This is a genomic window from Luteimonas sp. A277, assembly GCF_054052045.1.
In genome coordinates, this window is sequence record NZ_JBSVRG010000001.1 from 304,217 (window position 1) to 322,904 (window position 18,688).

The following is an 18,688-nucleotide window of genomic DNA, read 5'->3' on the forward strand; positions in this document are numbered from 1 at the left end:
CCCTGGCTGACGTGTGCAAGGCGGAGCCGGGCAGACGGCGGCGGCTGGCACTGCTGCGCTGGGGAACGGTGGCGGGGCTGGTGACACTGCTGGCGCTGGACCTGCTGTTCCCGCCGCCGCTGCCGACCGTGCGCGACACCAGCAGCGTGGTGGTGGCCCGCGATGGCACCCCGCTGCGAGCCTTCGCCGATGCTGCGGGCGTGTGGCGGCACCCGGCTGATCCCGACACCGTATCGCCGCTGTACCTGGAAGCGCTGCTGACCTACGAGGACCGCTGGTTCCATCGTCATCCGGGAATCAATCCGCTGGCTTTGGTCAGGGCCGGTTGGCAATGGCTCGCTGCCGGACGGATCGTGTCCGGCGGATCCACGCTGACCATGCAGGTGGCGCGGATCCTGGAGCCGCATTCGCGCACGCCCTGGGGCAAGGCGCGGCAGATGCTGCGGGCGCTGCAGCTGGAAGCGCATCTGTCCAAGCGGGAAATCCTGACCCTGTACCTGGAGCGGGCGCCGTTTGGCGGCACCATCGAGGGCGTCGAGGCCGCGAGCTGGGCCTATCTGGGCAAGCCGGCCTCCGGTCTGTCGAGGGCCGAAGCAGCGCTGCTGGCCGTGCTGCCGCAGGCGCCCAGCCGGCTGCGGCCGGACCGGCACCCGGAGCGCGCACGTGCCGCCCGTGACAAGCTGCTGGAGCGGATGGTGGCGCAGGGTGCGTGGACCCGGGCCGAGGTGGACGATGCCGGGATTGAACCGGTGGTGTCGCGCGCCTTGCGCTCGCCGATGCACGCCGCGCTGCTGGCGCAGCGGCTGCGCAGTGCCGATCCACAGGCCAGCAGGATCGATTCCACCATCGATGCCGGGCTGCAGCGTGCGCTGGAGGAACGCGTCGCCAGCTATTTTTCCGGGCTGCCGGAGCGCACCTCGGCAGCGCTGCTGGTGGTCGACAACGCGACCATGGAGGCGCGTGCCTATATAGGTGCAGCGGAGTTTGGCGACCGCGCCCGGCTGGGGCACGTGGACATGGTGCGGGCCTGGCGCTCGCCCGGGTCCACGTTGAAACCCTTCCTGTACGCAATGGCGCTGGATGACGGCCTGATCCATTCGGCCAGCCTGATGGTGGACGCGCCGCAGTCGTTCGACGGCTACCGGCCAGGAAATTTCGGCACCGCTTACAGCGGGCCCGTATCGGCGGCCGAGGCGCTGCGCCGGTCGCTGAACGTGCCTGCCGTGGATCTGCTGCAACGCGTTGGACCCGGGCGCTTTGCGGCGCGGCTGGATCACGCCGGCATCCGCCTGCGTTTCCCAAGCGGCGCCACGCCCGGCCTGCCGCTGATCCTCGGGGGAACGGGCGCCACCCTTGAGGATCTGGTCGGCGCGCACGCGGCGCTGGTGCGCGGAGGGCGGGCCGGGCGGGTACGTCTGACCACGCAGGCCCAGCTGCTGGAGCGGCGGCTGATGTCGCCGGGTGCTGCCTGGATCGTGGCGGAAGCGCTGTCGTCCAATCCGCGTCCGGGTGAGCGCGCCGACCTGTTCGATCTGCGCGACCGCCCCCGGGTCGCCTGGAAGACCGGCACAAGCTACGGATTCCGTGACGCCTGGGCGCTCGGGGCGACCCGCGCCTACACCGTGGGCGTGTGGGTGGGACGCCCGGACGGCACCCCGTTGCCGGGCCAATACGGGGCGATCACCGCACTGCCGCTGCTGTTCGAGGTTGTCGACAGCCTGCCGCGCCAGCGCGGCGATGCCGTGGTCCTGCCGCGTCCAGCCAGCGTGAGCCAGCACGACATCTGCTGGCCGTTGGGCGTGGCGGCTGCGGACCAGCCGGCAGCGCTGTGCCGGCGTCGGCTGGATGCCTGGGTACTGGATGGAGCGATCCCGCCCACCTTCGCCGAGCGGGACGCCAGGTTGTGGAGCGCTGGCCGTGTGCGCTACCAGTTCGACCCGGCCACCAGCCGGCGGCTGTCGTCGCAATGCGCACGCCCCCACGAGACGCGCGATGCGGAGATTGCGCGCTGGCCTGCGCTGTTATCGCCCTGGTTGAGCGCGGCGGACCGTTCCGCCGCACGCCTGCCTGCGCTGGCTGTGGACTGCGTGGATGACGGCCGGGAACTGTTGGCCGACCTGCACATTGAAGGCGTGCAGGACGGAGCGCGGCTGGCGCGCGCGCCCGGCAGCGCCCGCGGCGTGCAGCTGTCGCTGCGGGCGCTGGGCGCGCAGGGGCGCGTGCAATGGCTGCTGGATGGTCGCTGGCTTGCGGAGACGGACGGCGCACGGCCGTTCGTGCATGAATTCGCCAAGCCAGGCAACTACACCTTGACCGCGCTGGCCGACAGCGGGGCGTGGGACCGGGTGGGCTTCCAGGTGGTGCGCTGAGCGGCGTGGCGGCAAAGGATCGCTCTCGCCGCCGCGTAGGCTCACTCGATATTGGCGAGCACGTGTTCCGCGCTGGAGACCTTGAACTCGCCCGGAGCCTCGACGAACAGCTGCTTGACCACGCCGTCCTCGGCGTAGAGGGCAAACCGCTTGGCACGCAGGCCCATGCCGTAGGCGCTGCCGTCCATCTCCAGGCCCAGGGCACGGGTCAAGTCGCCATTGCCGTCGGAGAGCATGCGCAGGCCGTGGGGAACATTCTGGCTTTCGCCCCAGGCTTGCATCACGAACGGGTCATTGACCGCCATGCAGGCGACTTCAATTCCCCGGGCGCGAAATTCGTCGAAGCGCTCGACAAAACCTGGCAGGTGGTGTTCCGAGCAGGTGGGGGTGAATGCCCCTGGCACTGCGAACAGCACGACCTTACGGCCTTCGAACAGGGTGGGCGTATCGATGGCCTGGATGCCACCATCGATGTGCTTGAGGACCACTTCTGGAATGGCGTCGCCGATCTGGATGGCCATGGCTGGTTCCGGTTTGGGGGTGATGCCGGCAGTCTATCCGGTTCACATGCAGCCCGGGCGCAGACTTGAAATCAAGCCGTCCCGCTCCCAGATCCCGGGCATACGGCCCGTGTAGCCGAGTAGCATGTTGCGGATCCAGGTCGGCGTCGTGGTGCGCCGCTTCAGAACCAGTCAGGTGAGTGATGCAGTTCAAGGACTACTACGACACGCTCGGCGTCGAACCGGGTGCCGGTGAGACGGAGATCAAGACCGCCTATCGCCGACTGGCGCGAAAGTATCATCCCGATGTCAGCAAGGAGGCCGGGGCCGAGGACAAGTTCAAGGCCGTCAACGAGGCTTACGAGGCGCTGAGGGATCCGGCCAAGCGGGCCGCCTACGACCAGTTGCGGGCGGGCGGATACCGCCCTGGTGATGAAGTGCGTCCGCCGCATGGCGGGTTCGGCAACGGTGGCTTCGATTACGAGGAAGTATTTTCCGGCGGCGGCGCAGGCGGCGGCTTCAGCGACTTTTTCGAAGAGCTGTTCGGGCGTCGCCGTGGCCCCGGGCAGCGCCCCGCGGGAGCGGGCCCGATGCCGCGCGGCGATACTCGGGCTCGGCTCGCGGTCTCGCTGGAGGCCGTCTATGCCGGCAGTAGCGTGAGGATCAGCGTGAAAGGCCGCACGCTCGAAGTGCGGGTACCCAAGGGCGTGCGTCCCGGGCAGGTGATCCGGCTGAAGGGGCAGGGCGGCGGCCCGGTGGAAGCGCCGGGTGATCTGCTGCTTGAAGTGGAGTACGCCGCGCACCCGCATTTCGAAGTGGACGGCAACAACATTTTCCACGAGCTTCCGGTCGCGCCATGGGAAGCCGCGCTGGGTGGCAAGGTGAGCGTGCCCACGCTGGGCGGCCGGGTGGAGCTTAAAATCCCGTCGGATTCAGAGGCCGGGCGGCAACTGCGCCTGCGCGGACGGGGCCTGCCCGGGATACGTGGGGGCGCTGATGGCGATCAGATCGTGGTGCTGGAAGTATTGGCCCCGCGTCCGCGGGACGAGGCCCAGCGCAAGGCTTACGAGGATCTGCAGCAGGCTTTCGGCGACGACTGGCGACGGGCCTGAGGGCGGGCGGTGGCCCGCTTTTCCGGTTCAGGCGGGGCTGTCGGCTGCGGGCTTGATGGTGCTGGCAATGACGTCCATCAGTTCCTGGTCAGTGAACGGCTTGGTGAGGTAGCCGCGCGCGCCCTGGCGCATTCCCCAGACCCGATCTGTCTGCAGGTCCTTGGTGGTGACAAGGATGACCGGGATGTGGCTCGTGGCCGGGTCGCGGGTGATTGATCGGGTGGCCTGGAACCCGTTGAGATTGGGCATTACCACGTCCATCAGGATCAGGTCCGGCAGTTCGCGACGAGCCAGCTCCACCCCGGCCTGTCCGTCCTCGGCAGTAAGCGTTTCATGGCCGAGCCGCTCGACAATGCGCCGGATGCCGGCGAGCTGCGAGGGGGAGTCGTCAACGATCAGGATGCGTGCCATGGAGTTGTCCGCTGAATGGACAGCCGATTGTATCGGCCGGTACCGGGGCCGCAAGCTTATGCCTGCGGGAGCGTGACCAGGGTGCGTCCGAGCGAGCCGCCCGCCAGCATGGTGGCGAACACGGCGGGCAGGTCTGCCAGCGTCGCCTCGCGCGTGCAGATGCGTTCCAGGTGGCGAGGCTTCCAGTCGGAAGCCAATCGGCGCCAGACTTCTTCGCGGTGGTGGCGCGGGGTGTCGGTGGATGCGACCCCCAGCAGTGACACCCCGCGCAGGATGAAGGGCATGACCGTGGTATCGAGCTGGTGGGTAGCGGCCAGGCCGGCGCTGCCCACGTTGCCGTAGGGGCGGGTCTGGGCCAGCAGGCTGGCCAGCATTGTTCCACCCACGTTGTCGAGCCCACCGCCGAAGCGGGCCGATTCCAGCGGTCGACTGGTGTTTAGTGCGCCACGGCTCAGCACTTCGTTGGCGCCGATGTCCTTGAGGTAGCCGGACTGATCGGCCTTGCCGCTGATGGCATGCACCTCAAATCCTGCGGCGCTGAAGATATCCAGTGCCAGCGAGCCCACCCCGCCACTGGCGCCGGTGACCGCCAGCGGGCCCATCGCCGGCGTCTGGTGGTTCTCGACCATGCGCAGCAGGGCCAGTGCAGCGGTGAAACCTGCGGTGCCCAGGATCATGGCATCGCGCAGCTGCAGGCCATCAGGCAGCGCCACCACCATGTCGGCATCGACCCGGGTGTACTGCGAGTAGCCGCCGTCCCGGGTTTCGCCCAGGCCGCAGCCGGTGACCAGCACCGCGTCGCCCTCGCGGAAACGGGGATCGCTGGACGCCGCCACATGGCCGGCCACGTCGATTCCCCCAACCAGGGGAAAGCTGCGCAGGATCTTGCCCTTGCCGGTTCCCGCCAGTGCGTCCTTGTAATTGACCGACGAGTGGACCGCGCGGATCACCACCTGGCCGGCAGCCAGCTGATCGAGTGACACCGGTTCGACCCCGGCGCGATAGCCCTGGTCGTCATTGTGGATGCGGAAAGCGGGAAAGGTTGCGGGAATGCTCATGCGTCCTCGTCGTGGAATGTCGCCCGGCCGGGTGGCTCCGATTATCGCCAAAGCATCACCGGAGAGGCGGGTCACGCCACCGGACGGTAATTCAGCGCAGCGAGTTGCGCTTCTTTTCATCCAGCCAGAGGTCTGATTCCCCCGGCTGGTAGGCCTGCATCCACGCCAGCATGGTGTCGATGTCTTCGCCGAGCCACAGATCCTGGCGCTGGCCCGGATGCAGGAAGCGGTCGTTGACCATGCGGTCCATCATCGCGGCCAGCGGCGACCAGTACCCGGCAACGTCCAGGAAGGCGCAGGGCTTGTTGCCGATGCCGAGCTGGCGCCAGGTCAGCATCTCGATGATTTCCTCCAGCGTGCCGAAGCCGCCGGGCAGGGCGATGAAGCCGTCGGCGAGGTCGAACATGCGGGACTTGCGCTCGTGCATCGAGCCGACCACTTCCAGCGTGGTTACGCCATGGTGGGCCATCTCGCGCAGGACAAGCTGCTCCGGGATCACCCCGGTCACTTCGCCTCCGGCCTGGAGCACGGCATCGGCAACCTCGCCCATCAGGCCGATGTTGCCGCCGCCGTAGACCAGGCGGATGCCATCAGCCGCCAGCCGCCTTCCCAGCAGGTTGGCCTGTTCCAGATAGACGGGGTTGTTGCCGGGGTTGGAGCCGCAGTAAACGCAGATGGATTTCATGGGCGGAAGTCGTCGGGGATCGGAAAATGAAGGCGCCGGGCAATGCCCGGCGCCGGTCTCGCTGCAGAGCAGGGCGGCAGGTGCCGCGCGTGCTCAGTTGGCCTTGTGGATGGCTCGCTTGTGCACGGCCATGGCCGCGTCGTGGACCACTTCGGCCAGGCTCGGGTGCGCGTGGCAGATGCGGGCCAGGTCGTCGGCGGAGCCGTTGAACTCCATGGTCAGCACGCCTTCGTGCACCAGCTCGGACACGTTGGCGCCCACCAGGTGCATGCCCAGCACGCGGTCGGTCTCGGCGTGGGCCAGGACCTTCACGAAGCCCGTCGATTCCACCATCGCTACCGCACGACCGTTGGCGGCGAAGGGGAAGCTGCCCGCGTTGTACGGAATGCCTTCTTCCTTCAGCTGCTGCTCGGTCTTGCCCACCCAGGCCAGCTCGGGCTCGGTGTAGATCACCCACGGGATGGTGTCCATGTTGACGTGGCCGGGCAGGCCGCCGATCAGCTCGGCAACGGCAATGCCTTCCTCGAAGCCCTTGTGCGCCAGCATCGGCCCGCGCACGCAGTCGCCCACGGCCCAGACGCCGTCGACGCCGGTGTGGCAGTGCTCGTCGACCTCGATCTGGCCGCGGTCAGTGAGCTTCACGCCGCTGTCCTCGGCCAGCAGGCCCTTGGAGGCGGCCTTGCGGCCCACCGACACCAGCAGCTTGTCGACGGTGATGGTCTGCTCGCCCTTCTTGTCCTCGAAGGTGACCTGGACTTCCTTCTTCTTGCCCTTGCCCGTGACTTCGGCCTTGGAGACCTTGGCGCCCAGCTTGATATCCAGACCCTGCTTCTTGAACTCGCGCGCGGCCAGCCTGGACACCTCGGCGTCGGCCGCGGCCAGGAACTCCGGCATCGCTTCCAGGATGGTCACTTCCGCGCCCAGGCGCTTCCACACGCTGCCCAGCTCAAGGCCGATCACGCCGGCGCCGATCACTGCCAGGCGCTTGGGCGTCTCGGTGAAGTCCAGCGCGCCGACGTTGTCGACGATGGTCTCGCCGTCAAACTTCGCGAACGGCAGCTCGATCGAATCCGAGCCCGCGGCGATGACCACGTTGGTGCCGGTCAGCTCGACCTCGGTGCCGTCGTGCTGCTTCACCTTGACCAGACGATTCGCGTGCAACGTGGCGAAGCCATAGTACGGCTTGACCTTGTTGGCCTTGAACAGCATCTGGATGCCGCCGGTGAACTGCTTCACGATGCCGTCCTTGCGGCCGACCATCTTCTCCACGTCGATCTTCGGATCCTTGGCGGAGATGCCGTGCTGCTCGAACACGTTCTGCAGATTGTGGAACTGGCGCGAGGAGTCCAGCAGCGCCTTGGACGGGATGCAGCCCACGCGCAGGCAGGTACCGCCCAGCGCCGGCTTGCCGTCCTTGCCCAGGCCCGCGTCCACGCAGGCCACGCTCATGCCCAGCTGGGCGGCGCGGATCGCGGCGTGGTAGCCGGCGGGGCCGGCTCCGATGACGACGACGTCGAATTGTTCAGCCATGTCGGTTTCCTTGTTGCTCACAGGCCCAGCAGCATGCGGCCGGGGTTCTCGAGCTGGTTCTTGATGTCGACCAGGAACAGCACCGCGTCCTTGCCGTCGATGATGCGGTGGTCGTAGCTGATGGCGATGTACATCATCGGCGCGGCCACCACCTGGCCGTCCTCGACGATCGGGCGCTCCTTGATGGTGTGCATGCCCAGGATCGCGGACTGCGGCGGGTTGACGATCGGGGTCGACATCAGCGAGCCGAAGGTGCCTCCGTTGGTGATGGTGAACGTGCCGCCCTGCAGGTCTTCCAGCTTCAGGCCGCCTTCGCGCGCGGCGACGGCGTAGTCCGAAATGGCCTGTTCGACTTCGGCAAAGCCCATCCGCTCCACGTTGCGCAGCACCGGCGTCACCAGGCCCCGCTCGGTGGAAATGGCCACCGAGATGTCGGCGTAGCCGTGGTAGATGATGTCGTCGCCATCGACCGAGGCATTCACCACCGGGTACTTCTGCAGCGCGTTGGCGGCGGCCTTGGCGAAGAAGCTCATGAAGCCCAGCTTGATGCCGTGCTCCTTCATGAACTGTTCGCCCATCTCCTTGCGCATCGCCATCACCTTGCCCAGGTTGACCTCGTTGAACGAGGTCAGCATGGCGGTCGACTCCTTGGAGTGCATCAGGCGCTCGGCGATGCGCTTGCGGATGCGGGTCATCGGCACGCGCTCTTCCGGACGGTTGCCGCCGGAGACGCCACCGGTGCGACCGGCCGCGTAGTTGATCAGATCTTCCTTGGTCACCGCGCCGCGACGGCCGGTACCTTCGACCTGCGACGGATCAATGCCTTCCCTCGCCGCGGTGAAACGGGCGCCCGGGGGCAGGCTGGAGCCGCCGGAAACGGGCTGCGGCTTGGTGGAGGCGGGGGCCTTGTCGTCGGCAGCCTTGGCCTCGGCCTTGGGCTGCACCTGCTCGTCGCCGGCGGCCGGGGCCTGCTTGTCCTTGCTCCCGGATTCGGCGGCGGGGGCGGCGCCTTCTTCGATGACGGCCAGCAACTGCTGGCTGGTGACGGTGTCACCCTCGGAGAACTTGAGCTCCTTGATCACGCCGTCAACGGTGGAGGGAACCTCGAGCACGACCTTGTCGGTCTCCAGGTCAACGATGTTTTCATCGCGGCTGACGGCATCACCTACCTGCTTGTGCCAGGTGGCGATGGTCGCGTCGGCGACGGATTCGGGGAGGACGGGAACCTTGATTTCAGTGGCCATCTTGCAGCTTCCTGGCAAATCGTATGGGTGGGGTTATTCGGCCGACATGCCCTTGGGCGGGTTGACCAGGGCATCGGCGATGAGTGCCGTCTGCTCCTCGACGTGCTGGTTGAATACGCCGACCGCCGGTGACGGCGAGCGCGAACGACCAGCGTAGTGGAGCTTCTGGCCATCGGCCAGGCAAAACTCCAGGTGGTGCTTGATCTGGTACCACGCGCCCTGGTTCTGCGGCTCTTCCTGGCACCAGATCACATCGACGCCCTTGCCGTAGCGGCCCAGCTGCTCAGCCAGCTGCTCGCGCGGGAACGGATACAGCTGCTCCACGCGGATCAGCGCGACCTCGGCATCCAGCTCCTGCTTGCCACGGGCTTCCAGCAGGTCGTAGTAGACCTTGCCAGAGCAGACCACCACGCGCTTGCACTTGGCCGGCTTCACGCCGGCGTCCGGGATCAGGTGCATGAACTCGCCGTCGGCCAGCTCGTCCAGGGTCGACACGGCCAGCTTGTGGCGCAGCAGCGACTTGGGCGTCATCACCACCAGCGGCTTGCGGGTGGTCATGCACAGCTGGCGGCGGATCATGTGGAACGCCTGGGCCGGGGTGGTCGGCACGCAGACCAGCATGTTGTCCAGCGCGCACAGTTGCAGGAAGCGCTCCAGGCGCGCCGAGCTGTGCTCAGGGCCTTGCCCTTCGTAACCGTGCGGCAGGAACAGCGCCAGACCAGCCAGCCGACCCCATTTGGCTTCGCCCGAGGAGAGGAACTGGTCGATCACCACCTGGGCACCGTTGGCGAAATCGCCGAACTGGCCTTCCCAGATGCACAGGGTGTTGGGCTCGGAAGTGGAGTAGCCGTATTCGAACGCCATCACCGCTTCCTCGCTGAGCAGCGAGTCGATAATGGTGGCGTCTTCGGGGTTGTCCACCAGCTCGCGCAGCGGCAGGTAGTCGCGGTCGGTCTTCTGGTCGTGCAACACCGCATGGCGGTGGAAGAAGGTGCCGCGGCCCGAATCCTGGCCGACCAGGCGCAGGCGCTTGCCCTCGTCAAGCAGGGTGGCGTAGGCAAGATTTTCGGCGAAGCCCCAGTCGCCGGGGGTCTCGCCGGCCGCCATCTTCTGGCGGTCCTGGTAGATCCGGGCAACGCGCGAATGCAGCTCGATATCTTCAGGGACGTGGCTGATGATGCCGGCCAGTTCCTTCAGGCGGCCGGCGTCGACGCGGGTGTCCACTTCGTCGGCCAGGGTGCCGCGCAGGTAGCTGCCCCAGTCGATGGTCAGGTCGTAGCCTTCCGGACCGGTATCGGTCAGTTCGGCGGTGACCTCGCCCGCGTCCAGCTTGTCGCGGTAGCGGTCCACCAGCGCCTTGGCCTCGTCAGCCTCGACGACGCCTTCGCTGGCCAGACGCTCGGCGTAGAGCTCGCGCGTGGTCTTGAGCTTGCGGATGACCTGGTACATGAGCGGCTGGGTGGCAGCCGGCTCATCGGCCTCGTTGTGGCCGTGGCGGCGGTAGCACACCAGGTCGATCACCACGTCCTTGCCGAACTTCTGGCGGAAGTCGTAGGCGGCTTCCATGCAGAACACCACCGCGTCGGGGTCATCGGCATTCACGTGCAGCACCGGGGCGGCGACCATCTTGGCCACGTCGGTGCAGTACTGGGTGGAACGCGCGTCCTGCTGGTCGCTGGTGGTGAAGCCGACCTGGTTGTTGATCACCACGTGCACGGTGCCGCCGACGGCGAAGCCGCGGGCCTGCGACATCTGCAGCAGCTCCATCACCACGCCCTGGCCGGCGAAGGCGGCGTCGCCGTGCAGCAGCACCGGCACCACCTGCTTGCGCTCGGTATCGCCGCGGCGGTGCTGGCGCGAACGGGCGCTGCCGGCCACCACCGGGTTGACGATCTCAAGGTGCGAAGGGTTGAACGCCAGCGCCAGGTGCACGGGGCCGCCCGGGGTACGCACGTCGGCCGAGAAGCCCATGTGGTACTTCACGTCGCCGGTCTGGGCATGCACGCCGTCGAACTCGAACTTGCCTTCAAACTCGTCGAACAGGCGCTTGGGCGACTTGCCCATGGTGTTGACCAGCACGTTCAGGCGGCCGCGGTGGGCCATGCCCATCACGATATCCTTCACGCCGTCCTGGCCGGCGCGCTGGATCAGCGCGTCCAGGGCCGGGATCAGCGAATCGCCGCCTTCCAGCGAGAAGCGCTTCTGGCCCACGTATTTGGTGTGCAGGTAGCGCTCAAGGCCTTCGGCCGCGGTCAGACGCTCCAGGGTGCGGCGCTTCTCGTCGCCGCCGCGGTGGAACGTGCCGCCGGCGGCTTCGACGCGCTGGTACAGCCACTGGCGCTGCTCGGCATCGGGGATGTGCATGAACTCGGCGCCGATGCTGCCGCAGTAGGTGGTGCGCAGCAGGCCGAGCAGATCGCGCAGGCGCATCCGCTCGGGGCCACCAAAGGTGCTGGTGCTGCCACCGCCGGGGCCGGTGCGGAACTCCTCATCCAGATCGGCGTCGGACAGGCCGTGGAAGGGCAGGTCCAGGTCCGGGGCGTCCAGCTTCTCCATCATCCCCAGCGGGTCGATGTTGGCCTGCAGGTGGCCACGCGAGCGGTAGGCGGTGATCAGCTTGAGCACGGCTCCCTGCTTGCGGGAGGCTTCGCCATCGACGACTTCGGTCGCCGTGCCACTGCGGGCGGAGCGGGCAGCGGCGGACACCTGGGCGATGACTGCCGAATGGGGAACGTCACCGGCTTCGCGACCGTTGAAGCTGTCGAACCAGGTTTTCCAATTGGCATCGACGCTGTCGGGATTGACCAGGTACTGCTCGTAAAGGTCTTCAATGAAGGCGGCGTTGGCGCCAAGCTGTGAAGACTTGGCAAACTGCTTGAGGAGGCTTTCCACGTCTGGGGTCAGGACTCGAGAAATGTGGGGAGGCGGTATGCCGCTCCGGCCGTGCGCCGGCGTCGGCGGCAATGATCCATTCGATGAATGAAACCCCATCGATTATAGCCGCAGCGCCCGTTCAGGGCGAACGCCGCGGATGGAACGGCACGTATCGGGTCAGTGGGGGGTGGGCCATGGGAAGGCGGGTTCACAGGCCCAGGGCGCGCAGTTCGGAACATGGCCTGGAGCGCTCCCACACCGGCTTGAAAGATTCGGCCAGCTGGCGTGCACGACCGGCATCGGCCACATCCCAGTCGCCGTCATAACGGTGCCCCAGGCTACGAAAGTAGTAGGCGCCCGAATCACTGGCAATGAAGGCGGCGGCATAGGCACGGTCGACCGGGTCGTCCACCGCGCGGAACTGGAACACGCTGGGCAGGCGCTGGGCGAGGGCAAGCAGCGGGGCATGGGCGCGCTGCGCCGCGGCGGGGTCGTGCAGCAGGATCGATACCTGCCGGCCCCGCCCGTCCACCGCAAACCGGCGCAGCGCGGTCAGCACGGAAGCGGCATCCAGCAGTCCCGGGTCCAGCTCGCGGCTGTGGATCCACAGCCGGCTGCGCGCGCGGCTGATCACGCCGGTAGCGGCGATCACGGCTTCATCGCGATCCTCCACGGCCATCGGCCCGGCCAGCATGCGCCGCATGGCCTGGTGTTCGATGCCGGCTTCCTGGAAGCGCTCACCGCAGGCAATGAACCCGTGCCGGGCGTAGAAATCGATCGCGGACGCCTGCGCGTGCAGGCTCGCTTCGGGCATGGCCCGGGCGCGGGCGTGGACAAGCAGGGCGCGCAGCAGTGCGTTGCCCACCCCGTGGCCGCGCCATTCAGCCAGCACCGCCATGCGCCCGATGCGGCCGGAAGGACTGATCCGGCCGGTGCCTATCGGCTGGCCCTGCGCGTCCCGGGCCAGGGCATGCACGTGCTGTGGATCAGCCGGGTCGTGCTCGAGCTCCGGTGGTACCTGCTGTTCGTGGATGAAAACCACGTCGCGCACTGCGCGCAGCGCTTCCCTGGCCTGGTTGAAATCAACCAGCTCGACCCGGAAGCCTGGCGCTGGGCCCGGGGTCATTCGGCCTCGTCGTCCTCGGGCATGGCCAGCCGGTAGTGGCCCTGGCCGAGCAGTTCGATCAGCACGTCGCGGGCCGGCTCGGACAGGGTGGCGTAGAGCGCGCCGTCCACGGTGGCCGCCGCCGCGAGTCGGCTGGCGTCTGCGGCCGGCAGCGGTTGATCCTCGCCGGCCACGTAAAGGCGCGCCTCGCCGCCGTCTGCGGCCCGGCGCCAGGCCATGCGGGTCCAGGGATGGCGTTGCAGGGTTCCGCCCTGCTGCAGGTCCCATTCAATTTCGATCCGCGAGCGCTGATCTTCGCCGGGGGCGGCCTGTGCGCCCACCCGGTAGAGGGTGATGAAGCGGCCGAACCAGTCGCCGAGGCGGTCGGGATCGCGCATCCGCAGCAGGTTGAGCGCTTCGACCACCCGCTCCATGGCCGCCGCGTCGATCTCATGCGGATCCTGCGGCAGTTCCAGGTCGGAATCGTGGTAGCGCAGGCTGTCGTCGGCCTCGGCGATCATGGCGTCTGCCCAGTCGCCGACCAGTTCGGCGGCGGACGGCGCACGCATGCCGACCGAGAAGGTCAGGCAGGCGTCCTCGGCCACGCCGTGGTGGGGCCCGCCCGGCGGCAGGTACAGCATGTCGCCCGGCCCCAGCACCCACTCATGACTGGGGTCGAACTGCTGCAGCAGGCGCAGCTCCACGTCGGGGCGGTAGTCCAGCGGCGGGTTGGGCCGTGCATCGATCTGCCAGCGGCGGTGGCCATGGGCCTGGAGCAGGAACACGTCGTACTGGTCGATGTGCGCGCCCACCGATCCGCCGGGAGCGGCGAAGCTGACCATGACGTCGTCGATCCGCCAGCGCGGCAGGAAGTCGAAGTGCGGCAGCAGGGCGGCGATGTCGGCGTCCCACTTGTCCACGTCCTGCACCAGCAGGGTCCAGTCCTGGTGCGGCATGCCCGGGAACATTTCCTCGGGGAATGGACCGTGGCTGACCTTCCAGCCGTCCCGGGCGCGATCGTGCCGCACGATCCGGGCCAGCACGCCGTCCTCGCAGGCCAGCCCGGCCAGGTCTTCAGGCTCGATCGGCGACTCGAATCCCGGAAAGGCATTGCGGATCAACAGGGGCCGTTTCTGCCAGTAATCGCGCAGGAACTGTTCGGGCGGCATGCCCAGCGGCGGCAGGCTGCTGGCATCGATTTCAATGGGGGGCGAGGTCATGGCTGAAGGGTAACGTGATCCAGTGGGGCTATGCGGGGAGGGGGCGGTGAAGCGCGGGCGCAGCGCGGGAGCTCAGATCTCGCGTGCCAGGAGCTCTGCCAGCCCGGTATAGCCGGCGGGGGTGAGCGCCAGCAGGCGCTGCTTGTCCGCGGCGGGCAGGTCGAGCGATTCGATGAAACCGCGCATGGAATCGGCAGTGATCCCCTGGCCGCGGGTCAGGGCCTTGAGCTGCTCGTACGGATTCGGCAGTCCGTGGCGGCGCATGACGGTCTGCACCGCTTCGGCCAGCACCTCCCAGGCGGCGTCCAGATCGGCCTGCAGCCGGTCGTGGTTCACGCTCAGCTTCTCCAGGCCGCGCAGCAGGGCGTCATAACCCACCAGGGCGTGGCCGAAAGCGGTGCCCAGGCCGCGCAGCACGGTGGAATCGGTCAGGTCGCGCTGCCAGCGGCTGATCGGCAGCTTGGTGGAGAAGTGGCCGAGCAGGGCGTTGGCCACGCCGAAGTTGCCCTCGGCGTTTTCGAAATCGATCGGGTTGACCTTGTGCGGCATGGTGGAGCTGCCGACTTCGCCTTCCTTCAGCGCCTGGCGGAAGTAGCCCAGCGAGATGTAACCCCACACGTCGCGGCACAGGTCAATGCAGATGGTGTCGATGCGCGCCTGCGCGTCACAGGCTTCGGCGATGCCGTCGTGCGGCTCGATCTGGGTGGTGTACGGCTGCCAGTCCAGCCCCAGCCCGCTCACGAAGCGCTCGGAGAAAGCCGGCCAGTCCACGTCCGGATACGCGGCCACGTGGGCGTTGTAGTTGCCCACGGCGCCGTTGATCTTGCCCGGCATCGGCAGCTCGGCCAGCACCTCGCGCTGGCGCTGCAGGCGCGCCACCACGTTGGCCAGTTCCTTGCCCAGCGTGGTCGGGGAGGCGGTCTGGCCGTGGGTGCGCGAGAGCATGGGCACAGCCGCAAGTTCATGGGCCATGGTGCGGAGCTTGCCGACCAGGACGTCCAGCTTCGGCACCATCACCCCGTCGCGCGCCTCGCGCAGCATCAGCGCGTAGGAGAGGTTGTTGATGTCCTCGCTGGTGCAGGCGAAATGCACGAACTCCAACGCGCCGGCCAGCGTGGGGTCGTCGCCCAGACGCTCCTTGATGAAGTATTCCACCGCCTTGACGTCATGGTTGGTGGTGCGCTCGATCTCCTTGACCCGGGCCGCATCGTTCACGCTGAAGTCGTTGGCCAGGGCCTTCAGCCGGTCGCGGGCGCCGTCGTCAAAGTCGGCAAGCTCAACAATGCCGGGTTCGGCCGCCAGGGCCAGCAGCCATTCCACTTCGACCCGCACACGGGCCCGGATCAGGCCGAATTCGGAAAAGATCGGACGCAGCGGATCGGCCTTGGAGGCGTAGCGGCCGTCGAGCGGGGACAGGGCGAGCAGGGTGGCTTCGGACATGGGTCTCGGCAGGTGGTGGCGCGGCGTGGATGCCGGCAGGCTGAAGGAACCGGCGGGCGCCGGGGCTGGGACGGACCGCAGCCTGTCAATTCTAGCGCCACCGGAAGGCCACGGTCGCTGGCGTATCCTCTGGCCAATGCCGGCAGGCGCCACGCGCCCACGGGCCGGTGCCCACTTACTCCCGCCAGATGGAGACGCCGATGTCAGGATCCTTCCGTATCGAACGCGACAGCATGGGTGAGCTGCAGGTGCCCGCCGATGCCCTGTGGGGCGCGCAGACCCAGCGCGCCGTGCAAAATTTCCCCATTTCCGGCCGGCCGATGCCGCGCGGCTTCATCCGGGCGCTGGGGCTGGTCAAGGCCGCAGCGGCGGAAGCCAACGTTGGGCTCGGGCTGCTGCCAAAGGCCTTGGGCGGAGCGATCGCCAAGGCCGCCATGGAAGTGGCCGACGGCCGCCATGACGCGCAGTTCCCGATCGACATCTACCAGACCGGTTCGGGTACTTCGTCGAACATGAATGCCAACGAGGTCATTGCCGCGCTTGCTTCCACCGCCCGGCGCAAGGTGCACCCCAACGATCACGTCAACCTGGGCCAGAGCTCAAACGACGTGATTCCCACCGCGATCCGCGTGTCCGCCCAGCTGGCCACGGTGGAAGATCTGCTGCCGGCGCTCAAGCACCTGCGCAACACCATCAACCGCCGGGCGCGGGGAATGACCAAAGTGGTCAAGACCGGGCGCACCCATCTGATGGACGCCATGCCGCTGACCTTCGCCCAGGAGTTCGGCACCTGGGCGTCCCAGCTCGATTCCGCCCAGGGCCGGATCGAGGACAGCCTGAAGCGGCTGCGCCGGCTGCCGCTGGGCGGCACGGCGATCGGCACCGGCATCAACGCCGACCCCCGGTTCGGACCCAGGGTGGCCAAGCTGCTGTCGTCGGGCAGCAAGGCGAAATTCGAGAGCGCCAAGGACAAGTTCGAGGGCATCGCCACCCAGGACGACGCGGTGGAACTGTCCGGCCAGCTGAACGTGCTGGCAGTGGCGCTGATGAAGATCGCCAACGACCTGCGCTGGATGAACTCCGGCCCGCTGGCCGGCCTTGGCGAGGTGGAACTGCCAGCGCTGCAGCCGGGCAGCTCGATCATGCCGGGCAAGGTCAACCCGGTCATGCCGGAAGCAGCCTGCATGGTGTGCGCCCAGGTGATGGGCCACCACGCCGCGATCACCGTGGCGGGGCAGAGCGGCAACTTCCAGCTCAACGTGATGCTGCCGCTGATCGCGGCCAACCTGCTCGATTCAATCCAGCTGCTGGGCAACACCATGCGCCTGCTGGCCGACGATGTGATTGCCGGGCTGAAGGTGCGCAAGGACAACGTGGCCGATGCGCTGGAACGCAATCCGATCCTGGTGACCGCGCTCAATCCGGTGATCGGCTACGAAAAGGGCGCGGCGATCGCCAAGCGCGCCTACGCCGAGAACCGGCCGGTGCTGGAGGTGGCGCTGGAAGACAGCGGCCTGACCGAGGACGAGCTCAGACGCCTGCTTGATCCGGTGGCGCTGACCACCGGGGGCATTGGCGGCTGATCAGTCGCTACCGAGGCCGGCGAACTCGCGTCGCACGTCGGCTTCGCAGTTGCTGATCTCGTCCGGGTCGAGGGTGGCGTAGGGGCGGAATTCCGGAACGCTGCCGGCCAGCCGCTGCTGTGAGCCGTACAGCGCGGGGAGGCTGTCGCAGATCTGCAGCACCGCCGGTTCCACCAGGCCGGTAACGGTCTTTTTGATGTTGCGCTCGAGGCTGCCGCTCATGGCGCTGAATATCAGGCGGAACAGGCCGCGGTCCACAGAGTCGATTGCGACCAGGGCCGCCTGCTCACCGATTTCCATGCCGGCCAGGGCGATGTCGATCACCTGGCCGCGATATGTCAGCAGATCCTTGCGCTGCTGGCTGTCGATGGCCACGGCTGCACCGTCAATCAGCAAGTCGCCGTGCGGGGTGATCTCCGCCTTCAACCGGGGCTCCCCGTCGTCGCGTGCGTCGTTGTTTCCAAAGCGCAGGCTGTCGCCCACGTCGAGATTGCCGGTCTGCAGTTCGACCCGGGCGGCTGCCAGCTCCGCGCGCACTTCGCGCCGGGCTTCGGCCATTTCCTGGCGGATTTCGCCGCGGACCGAATCCTTTTCGGGGCTGGCGGCCTGTGCAGCGGGCAGCAGCAGGCACAGGGCGGCGGTGCAGGAGGCCAGGCGCAGGGTGCGGATGGAGCGCATGTTGGTGTCCTCTATCTGTCTTGGTACAGGTACGGAGTCAAAAAAGTTCAGCGGCGGCGCGGCACGTCCACGCCGCCACCCACGCCGGTGTGACGAACGCTGCCGCTGCCAGTGGATCGGACGGTGAGGTCACCGCCCACGCCGCGGATATCCAGGTCGCCCGAGCCGATCGAGCCGACGCTGACGCTTCCGCGCACATCGCGCAGGTCGGCATCGCCGGAGCCAATGCTGCCGATACCCACGTCTCCGGCGGCTCCTTCCAGTTCGAAATCGCCGGATCCGATGCTGCCGACCTCGACGCTCCCGCGGACCTGATGGGCTTCGATGTCGCCCGAACCGATGGAAAGGATGTTCAGCGCGCCGATGTCGTGCAGCGCGATATCGCCGGATCCGACCTTGGCCGTGACCAGCCCGGCGATGTTGCGCGCCTCCACATCGCCGGAGCCCACATCGGCGCTCATGGCCGAGGCGCCGGTAAGCCACGCATCGCCGGAGCCGACGATGAGCTGCACCAAGACGTTGTCCGGCACGCTGCCGGACAGGTCCAGATAGGCGTAGCCGCCGCCGGAAAAGAGCCCGCCGAGTCGCCCCTCGCGGTACACGCGGACGGTCAGCTGGTCGCCATCCCGCTGCTGCTCCAGCTTCAGATTGTCCAGCGCTCCGGCGCTGGAAGCGCAGGCGCGGCCCTGGAGGGTTCCGTCGGCATTGGCATCGGCGTCCAGACGCAGCTTGTTGTGGCCGACCTCGAACTTCACCGTGCGCACGCCGTCCAGTTCCATCTGCATCTGGCGCGGTGAGGAGTGGCTGCAACGCTCGTCACCGGCATGGGCGGCGAGCGGCAGCAGCAGGGCGCAGAGCAGCAGGTAACGATGGTGCATG

General features: G+C 67.7%; 15 protein-coding genes. 3 read left to right on the plus strand and 12 right to left on the minus strand.

The genetic code is table 11. The features are described 5' to 3' along the window. Window positions 1–2 precede the first annotated feature (2 nt). Complete coding sequence (gene pbpC, locus ACW7G2_RS01380) at window positions 3–2,369, plus strand: penicillin-binding protein 1C (RefSeq protein ID WP_456972218.1); 2,367 nt, start codon at window positions 3–5, stop codon at window positions 2,367–2,369. A gap of 41 nt (window positions 2,370–2,410) precedes the next feature. Here pbpC and ACW7G2_RS01385 read toward each other — a convergent pair whose 3' ends face one another. Next, window positions 2,411–2,890, minus strand: a complete 480-nt coding sequence (locus ACW7G2_RS01385) for a redoxin family protein (protein WP_456971950.1) — start codon at window positions 2,888–2,890, stop codon at window positions 2,411–2,413. A 182-nt stretch (window positions 2,891–3,072) separates the two neighbouring features. Between ACW7G2_RS01385 and ACW7G2_RS01390 the strand changes: the two genes are divergently transcribed. After that, entirely contained in the window at window positions 3,073–3,981 is a 909-nt protein-coding gene (locus ACW7G2_RS01390; RefSeq protein WP_456971952.1) for a DnaJ C-terminal domain-containing protein, read from the plus strand. A 27-nt stretch (window positions 3,982–4,008) separates the two neighbouring features. On the opposite strand, the gene pilH is transcribed toward ACW7G2_RS01390, so the two are convergent. The 9 genes from pilH to purB all read right to left on the minus strand — a co-directional run bounded on the left by pilH (window position 4,009) and on the right by purB (window position 15,548). Next, a complete protein-coding gene (gene pilH / locus ACW7G2_RS01395; RefSeq protein WP_456971954.1) occupies window positions 4,009–4,392 on the minus strand; it encodes a twitching motility response regulator PilH in 384 nt (127 codons plus the stop codon). A 56-nt stretch (window positions 4,393–4,448) separates the two neighbouring features. Further along, complete coding sequence (locus tag ACW7G2_RS01400) at window positions 4,449–5,450, minus strand: acrylyl-CoA reductase family protein (RefSeq protein WP_456971956.1); 1,002 nt, start codon at window positions 5,448–5,450, stop codon at window positions 4,449–4,451. Window positions 5,451–5,541: 91 nt separating this feature from the next. Then, the gene (locus ACW7G2_RS01405; protein ID WP_456971958.1) at window positions 5,542–6,135 is read right to left on the minus strand and encodes an LOG family protein; all 594 of its coding nucleotides are present in this window, start codon (window positions 6,133–6,135) and stop codon (window positions 5,542–5,544) included. A gap of 93 nt (window positions 6,136–6,228) precedes the next feature. Beyond that, the gene (gene lpdA, locus ACW7G2_RS01410; RefSeq protein ID WP_456971960.1) at window positions 6,229–7,665 is read right to left on the minus strand and encodes a dihydrolipoyl dehydrogenase; all 1,437 of its coding nucleotides are present in this window, start codon (window positions 7,663–7,665) and stop codon (window positions 6,229–6,231) included. 17 nt (window positions 7,666–7,682) lie between these two features. Beyond that, a complete protein-coding gene (sucB, locus tag ACW7G2_RS01415; RefSeq protein WP_456971962.1) occupies window positions 7,683–8,909 on the minus strand; it encodes a dihydrolipoyllysine-residue succinyltransferase in 1,227 nt (408 codons plus the stop codon). 33 nt (window positions 8,910–8,942) lie between these two features. Beyond that, on the minus strand, window positions 8,943–11,801 hold the full coding sequence (locus ACW7G2_RS01420; protein ID WP_456971964.1) for a 2-oxoglutarate dehydrogenase E1 component: 2,859 nt from the start codon (window positions 11,799–11,801) through the stop codon (window positions 8,943–8,945). Between the two features lie 190 nt (window positions 11,802–11,991). Further along, window positions 11,992–12,909 carry a GNAT family N-acetyltransferase gene (locus ACW7G2_RS01425; protein ID WP_456971966.1) on the minus strand — a complete coding sequence of 306 codons (918 nt, stop codon included), beginning with the start codon at window positions 12,907–12,909 and terminating at the stop codon, window positions 11,992–11,994. Further along, entirely contained in the window at window positions 12,906–14,108 is a 1,203-nt protein-coding gene (locus ACW7G2_RS01430; RefSeq protein ID WP_456971968.1) for a JmjC domain-containing protein, read from the minus strand. Before ACW7G2_RS01430 ends, ACW7G2_RS01425 begins: the two co-directional genes overlap by 4 nt. 72 nt (window positions 14,109–14,180) lie before the next feature. Beyond that, window positions 14,181–15,548 (minus strand): adenylosuccinate lyase, encoded by a 1,368-nt coding sequence (gene purB / locus ACW7G2_RS01435; RefSeq protein ID WP_456971970.1) that lies wholly within the window; start codon window positions 15,546–15,548, stop codon window positions 14,181–14,183. A gap of 200 nt (window positions 15,549–15,748) precedes the next feature. On the opposite strand from purB, the gene ACW7G2_RS01440 reads away from it, so the two are divergent. Next, window positions 15,749–17,131, plus strand: a complete 1,383-nt coding sequence (locus ACW7G2_RS01440) for a class II fumarate hydratase (protein ID WP_456971972.1) — start codon at window positions 15,749–15,751, stop codon at window positions 17,129–17,131. Here ACW7G2_RS01440 and ACW7G2_RS01445 read toward each other — a convergent pair whose 3' ends face one another. Both ACW7G2_RS01445 and ACW7G2_RS01450 read right to left on the minus strand, forming a co-directional pair. Beyond that, window positions 17,132–17,809, minus strand: a complete 678-nt coding sequence (locus ACW7G2_RS01445; protein ID WP_456971974.1) for a hypothetical protein — start codon at window positions 17,807–17,809, stop codon at window positions 17,132–17,134. A 47-nt stretch (window positions 17,810–17,856) separates the two neighbouring features. Next, a complete protein-coding gene (locus ACW7G2_RS01450) occupies window positions 17,857–18,687 on the minus strand; it encodes a GIN domain-containing protein (protein ID WP_456971976.1) in 831 nt (276 codons plus the stop codon). Window position 18,688 lies beyond the last annotated feature (1 nt).

Bases quoted from the DNA above. Each gene is read 5' to 3' on its own strand.
- ACW7G2_RS01385 (WP_456971950.1), bottom strand. From the start codon at position 2,890: ATGGCCATCCAGATCGGCGACGCCATTCCAGAAGTGGTCCTCAAGCAC.
- ACW7G2_RS01390 (WP_456971952.1), top strand. From the start codon at position 3,073: ATGCAGTTCAAGGACTACTACGACACGCTCGGCGTCGAACCGGGTGCC.
- pilH (WP_456971954.1), bottom strand. From the start codon at position 4,392: ATGGCACGCATCCTGATCGTTGACGACTCCCCCTCGCAGCTCGCCGGC.
- ACW7G2_RS01400 (WP_456971956.1), bottom strand. From the start codon at position 5,450: ATGAGCATTCCCGCAACCTTTCCCGCTTTCCGCATCCACAATGACGAC.
- ACW7G2_RS01405 (WP_456971958.1), bottom strand. From the start codon at position 6,135: ATGAAATCCATCTGCGTTTACTGCGGCTCCAACCCCGGCAACAACCCC.
- lpdA (WP_456971960.1), bottom strand. From the start codon at position 7,665: ATGGCTGAACAATTCGACGTCGTCGTCATCGGAGCCGGCCCCGCCGGC.
- sucB (WP_456971962.1), bottom strand. From the start codon at position 8,909: ATGGCCACTGAAATCAAGGTTCCCGTCCTCCCCGAATCCGTCGCCGAC.
- ACW7G2_RS01425 (WP_456971966.1), bottom strand. From the start codon at position 12,909: ATGACCCCGGGCCCAGCGCCAGGCTTCCGGGTCGAGCTGGTTGATTTC.
- ACW7G2_RS01430 (WP_456971968.1), bottom strand. From the start codon at position 14,108: ATGACCTCGCCCCCCATTGAAATCGATGCCAGCAGCCTGCCGCCGCTG.
- purB (WP_456971970.1), bottom strand. From the start codon at position 15,548: ATGTCCGAAGCCACCCTGCTCGCCCTGTCCCCGCTCGACGGCCGCTAC.
- ACW7G2_RS01440 (WP_456971972.1), top strand. From the start codon at position 15,749: ATGTCAGGATCCTTCCGTATCGAACGCGACAGCATGGGTGAGCTGCAG.
- ACW7G2_RS01445 (WP_456971974.1), bottom strand. From the start codon at position 17,809: ATGCGCTCCATCCGCACCCTGCGCCTGGCCTCCTGCACCGCCGCCCTG.
- ACW7G2_RS01450 (WP_456971976.1), bottom strand. From the start codon at position 18,687: ATGCACCATCGTTACCTGCTGCTCTGCGCCCTGCTGCTGCCGCTCGCC.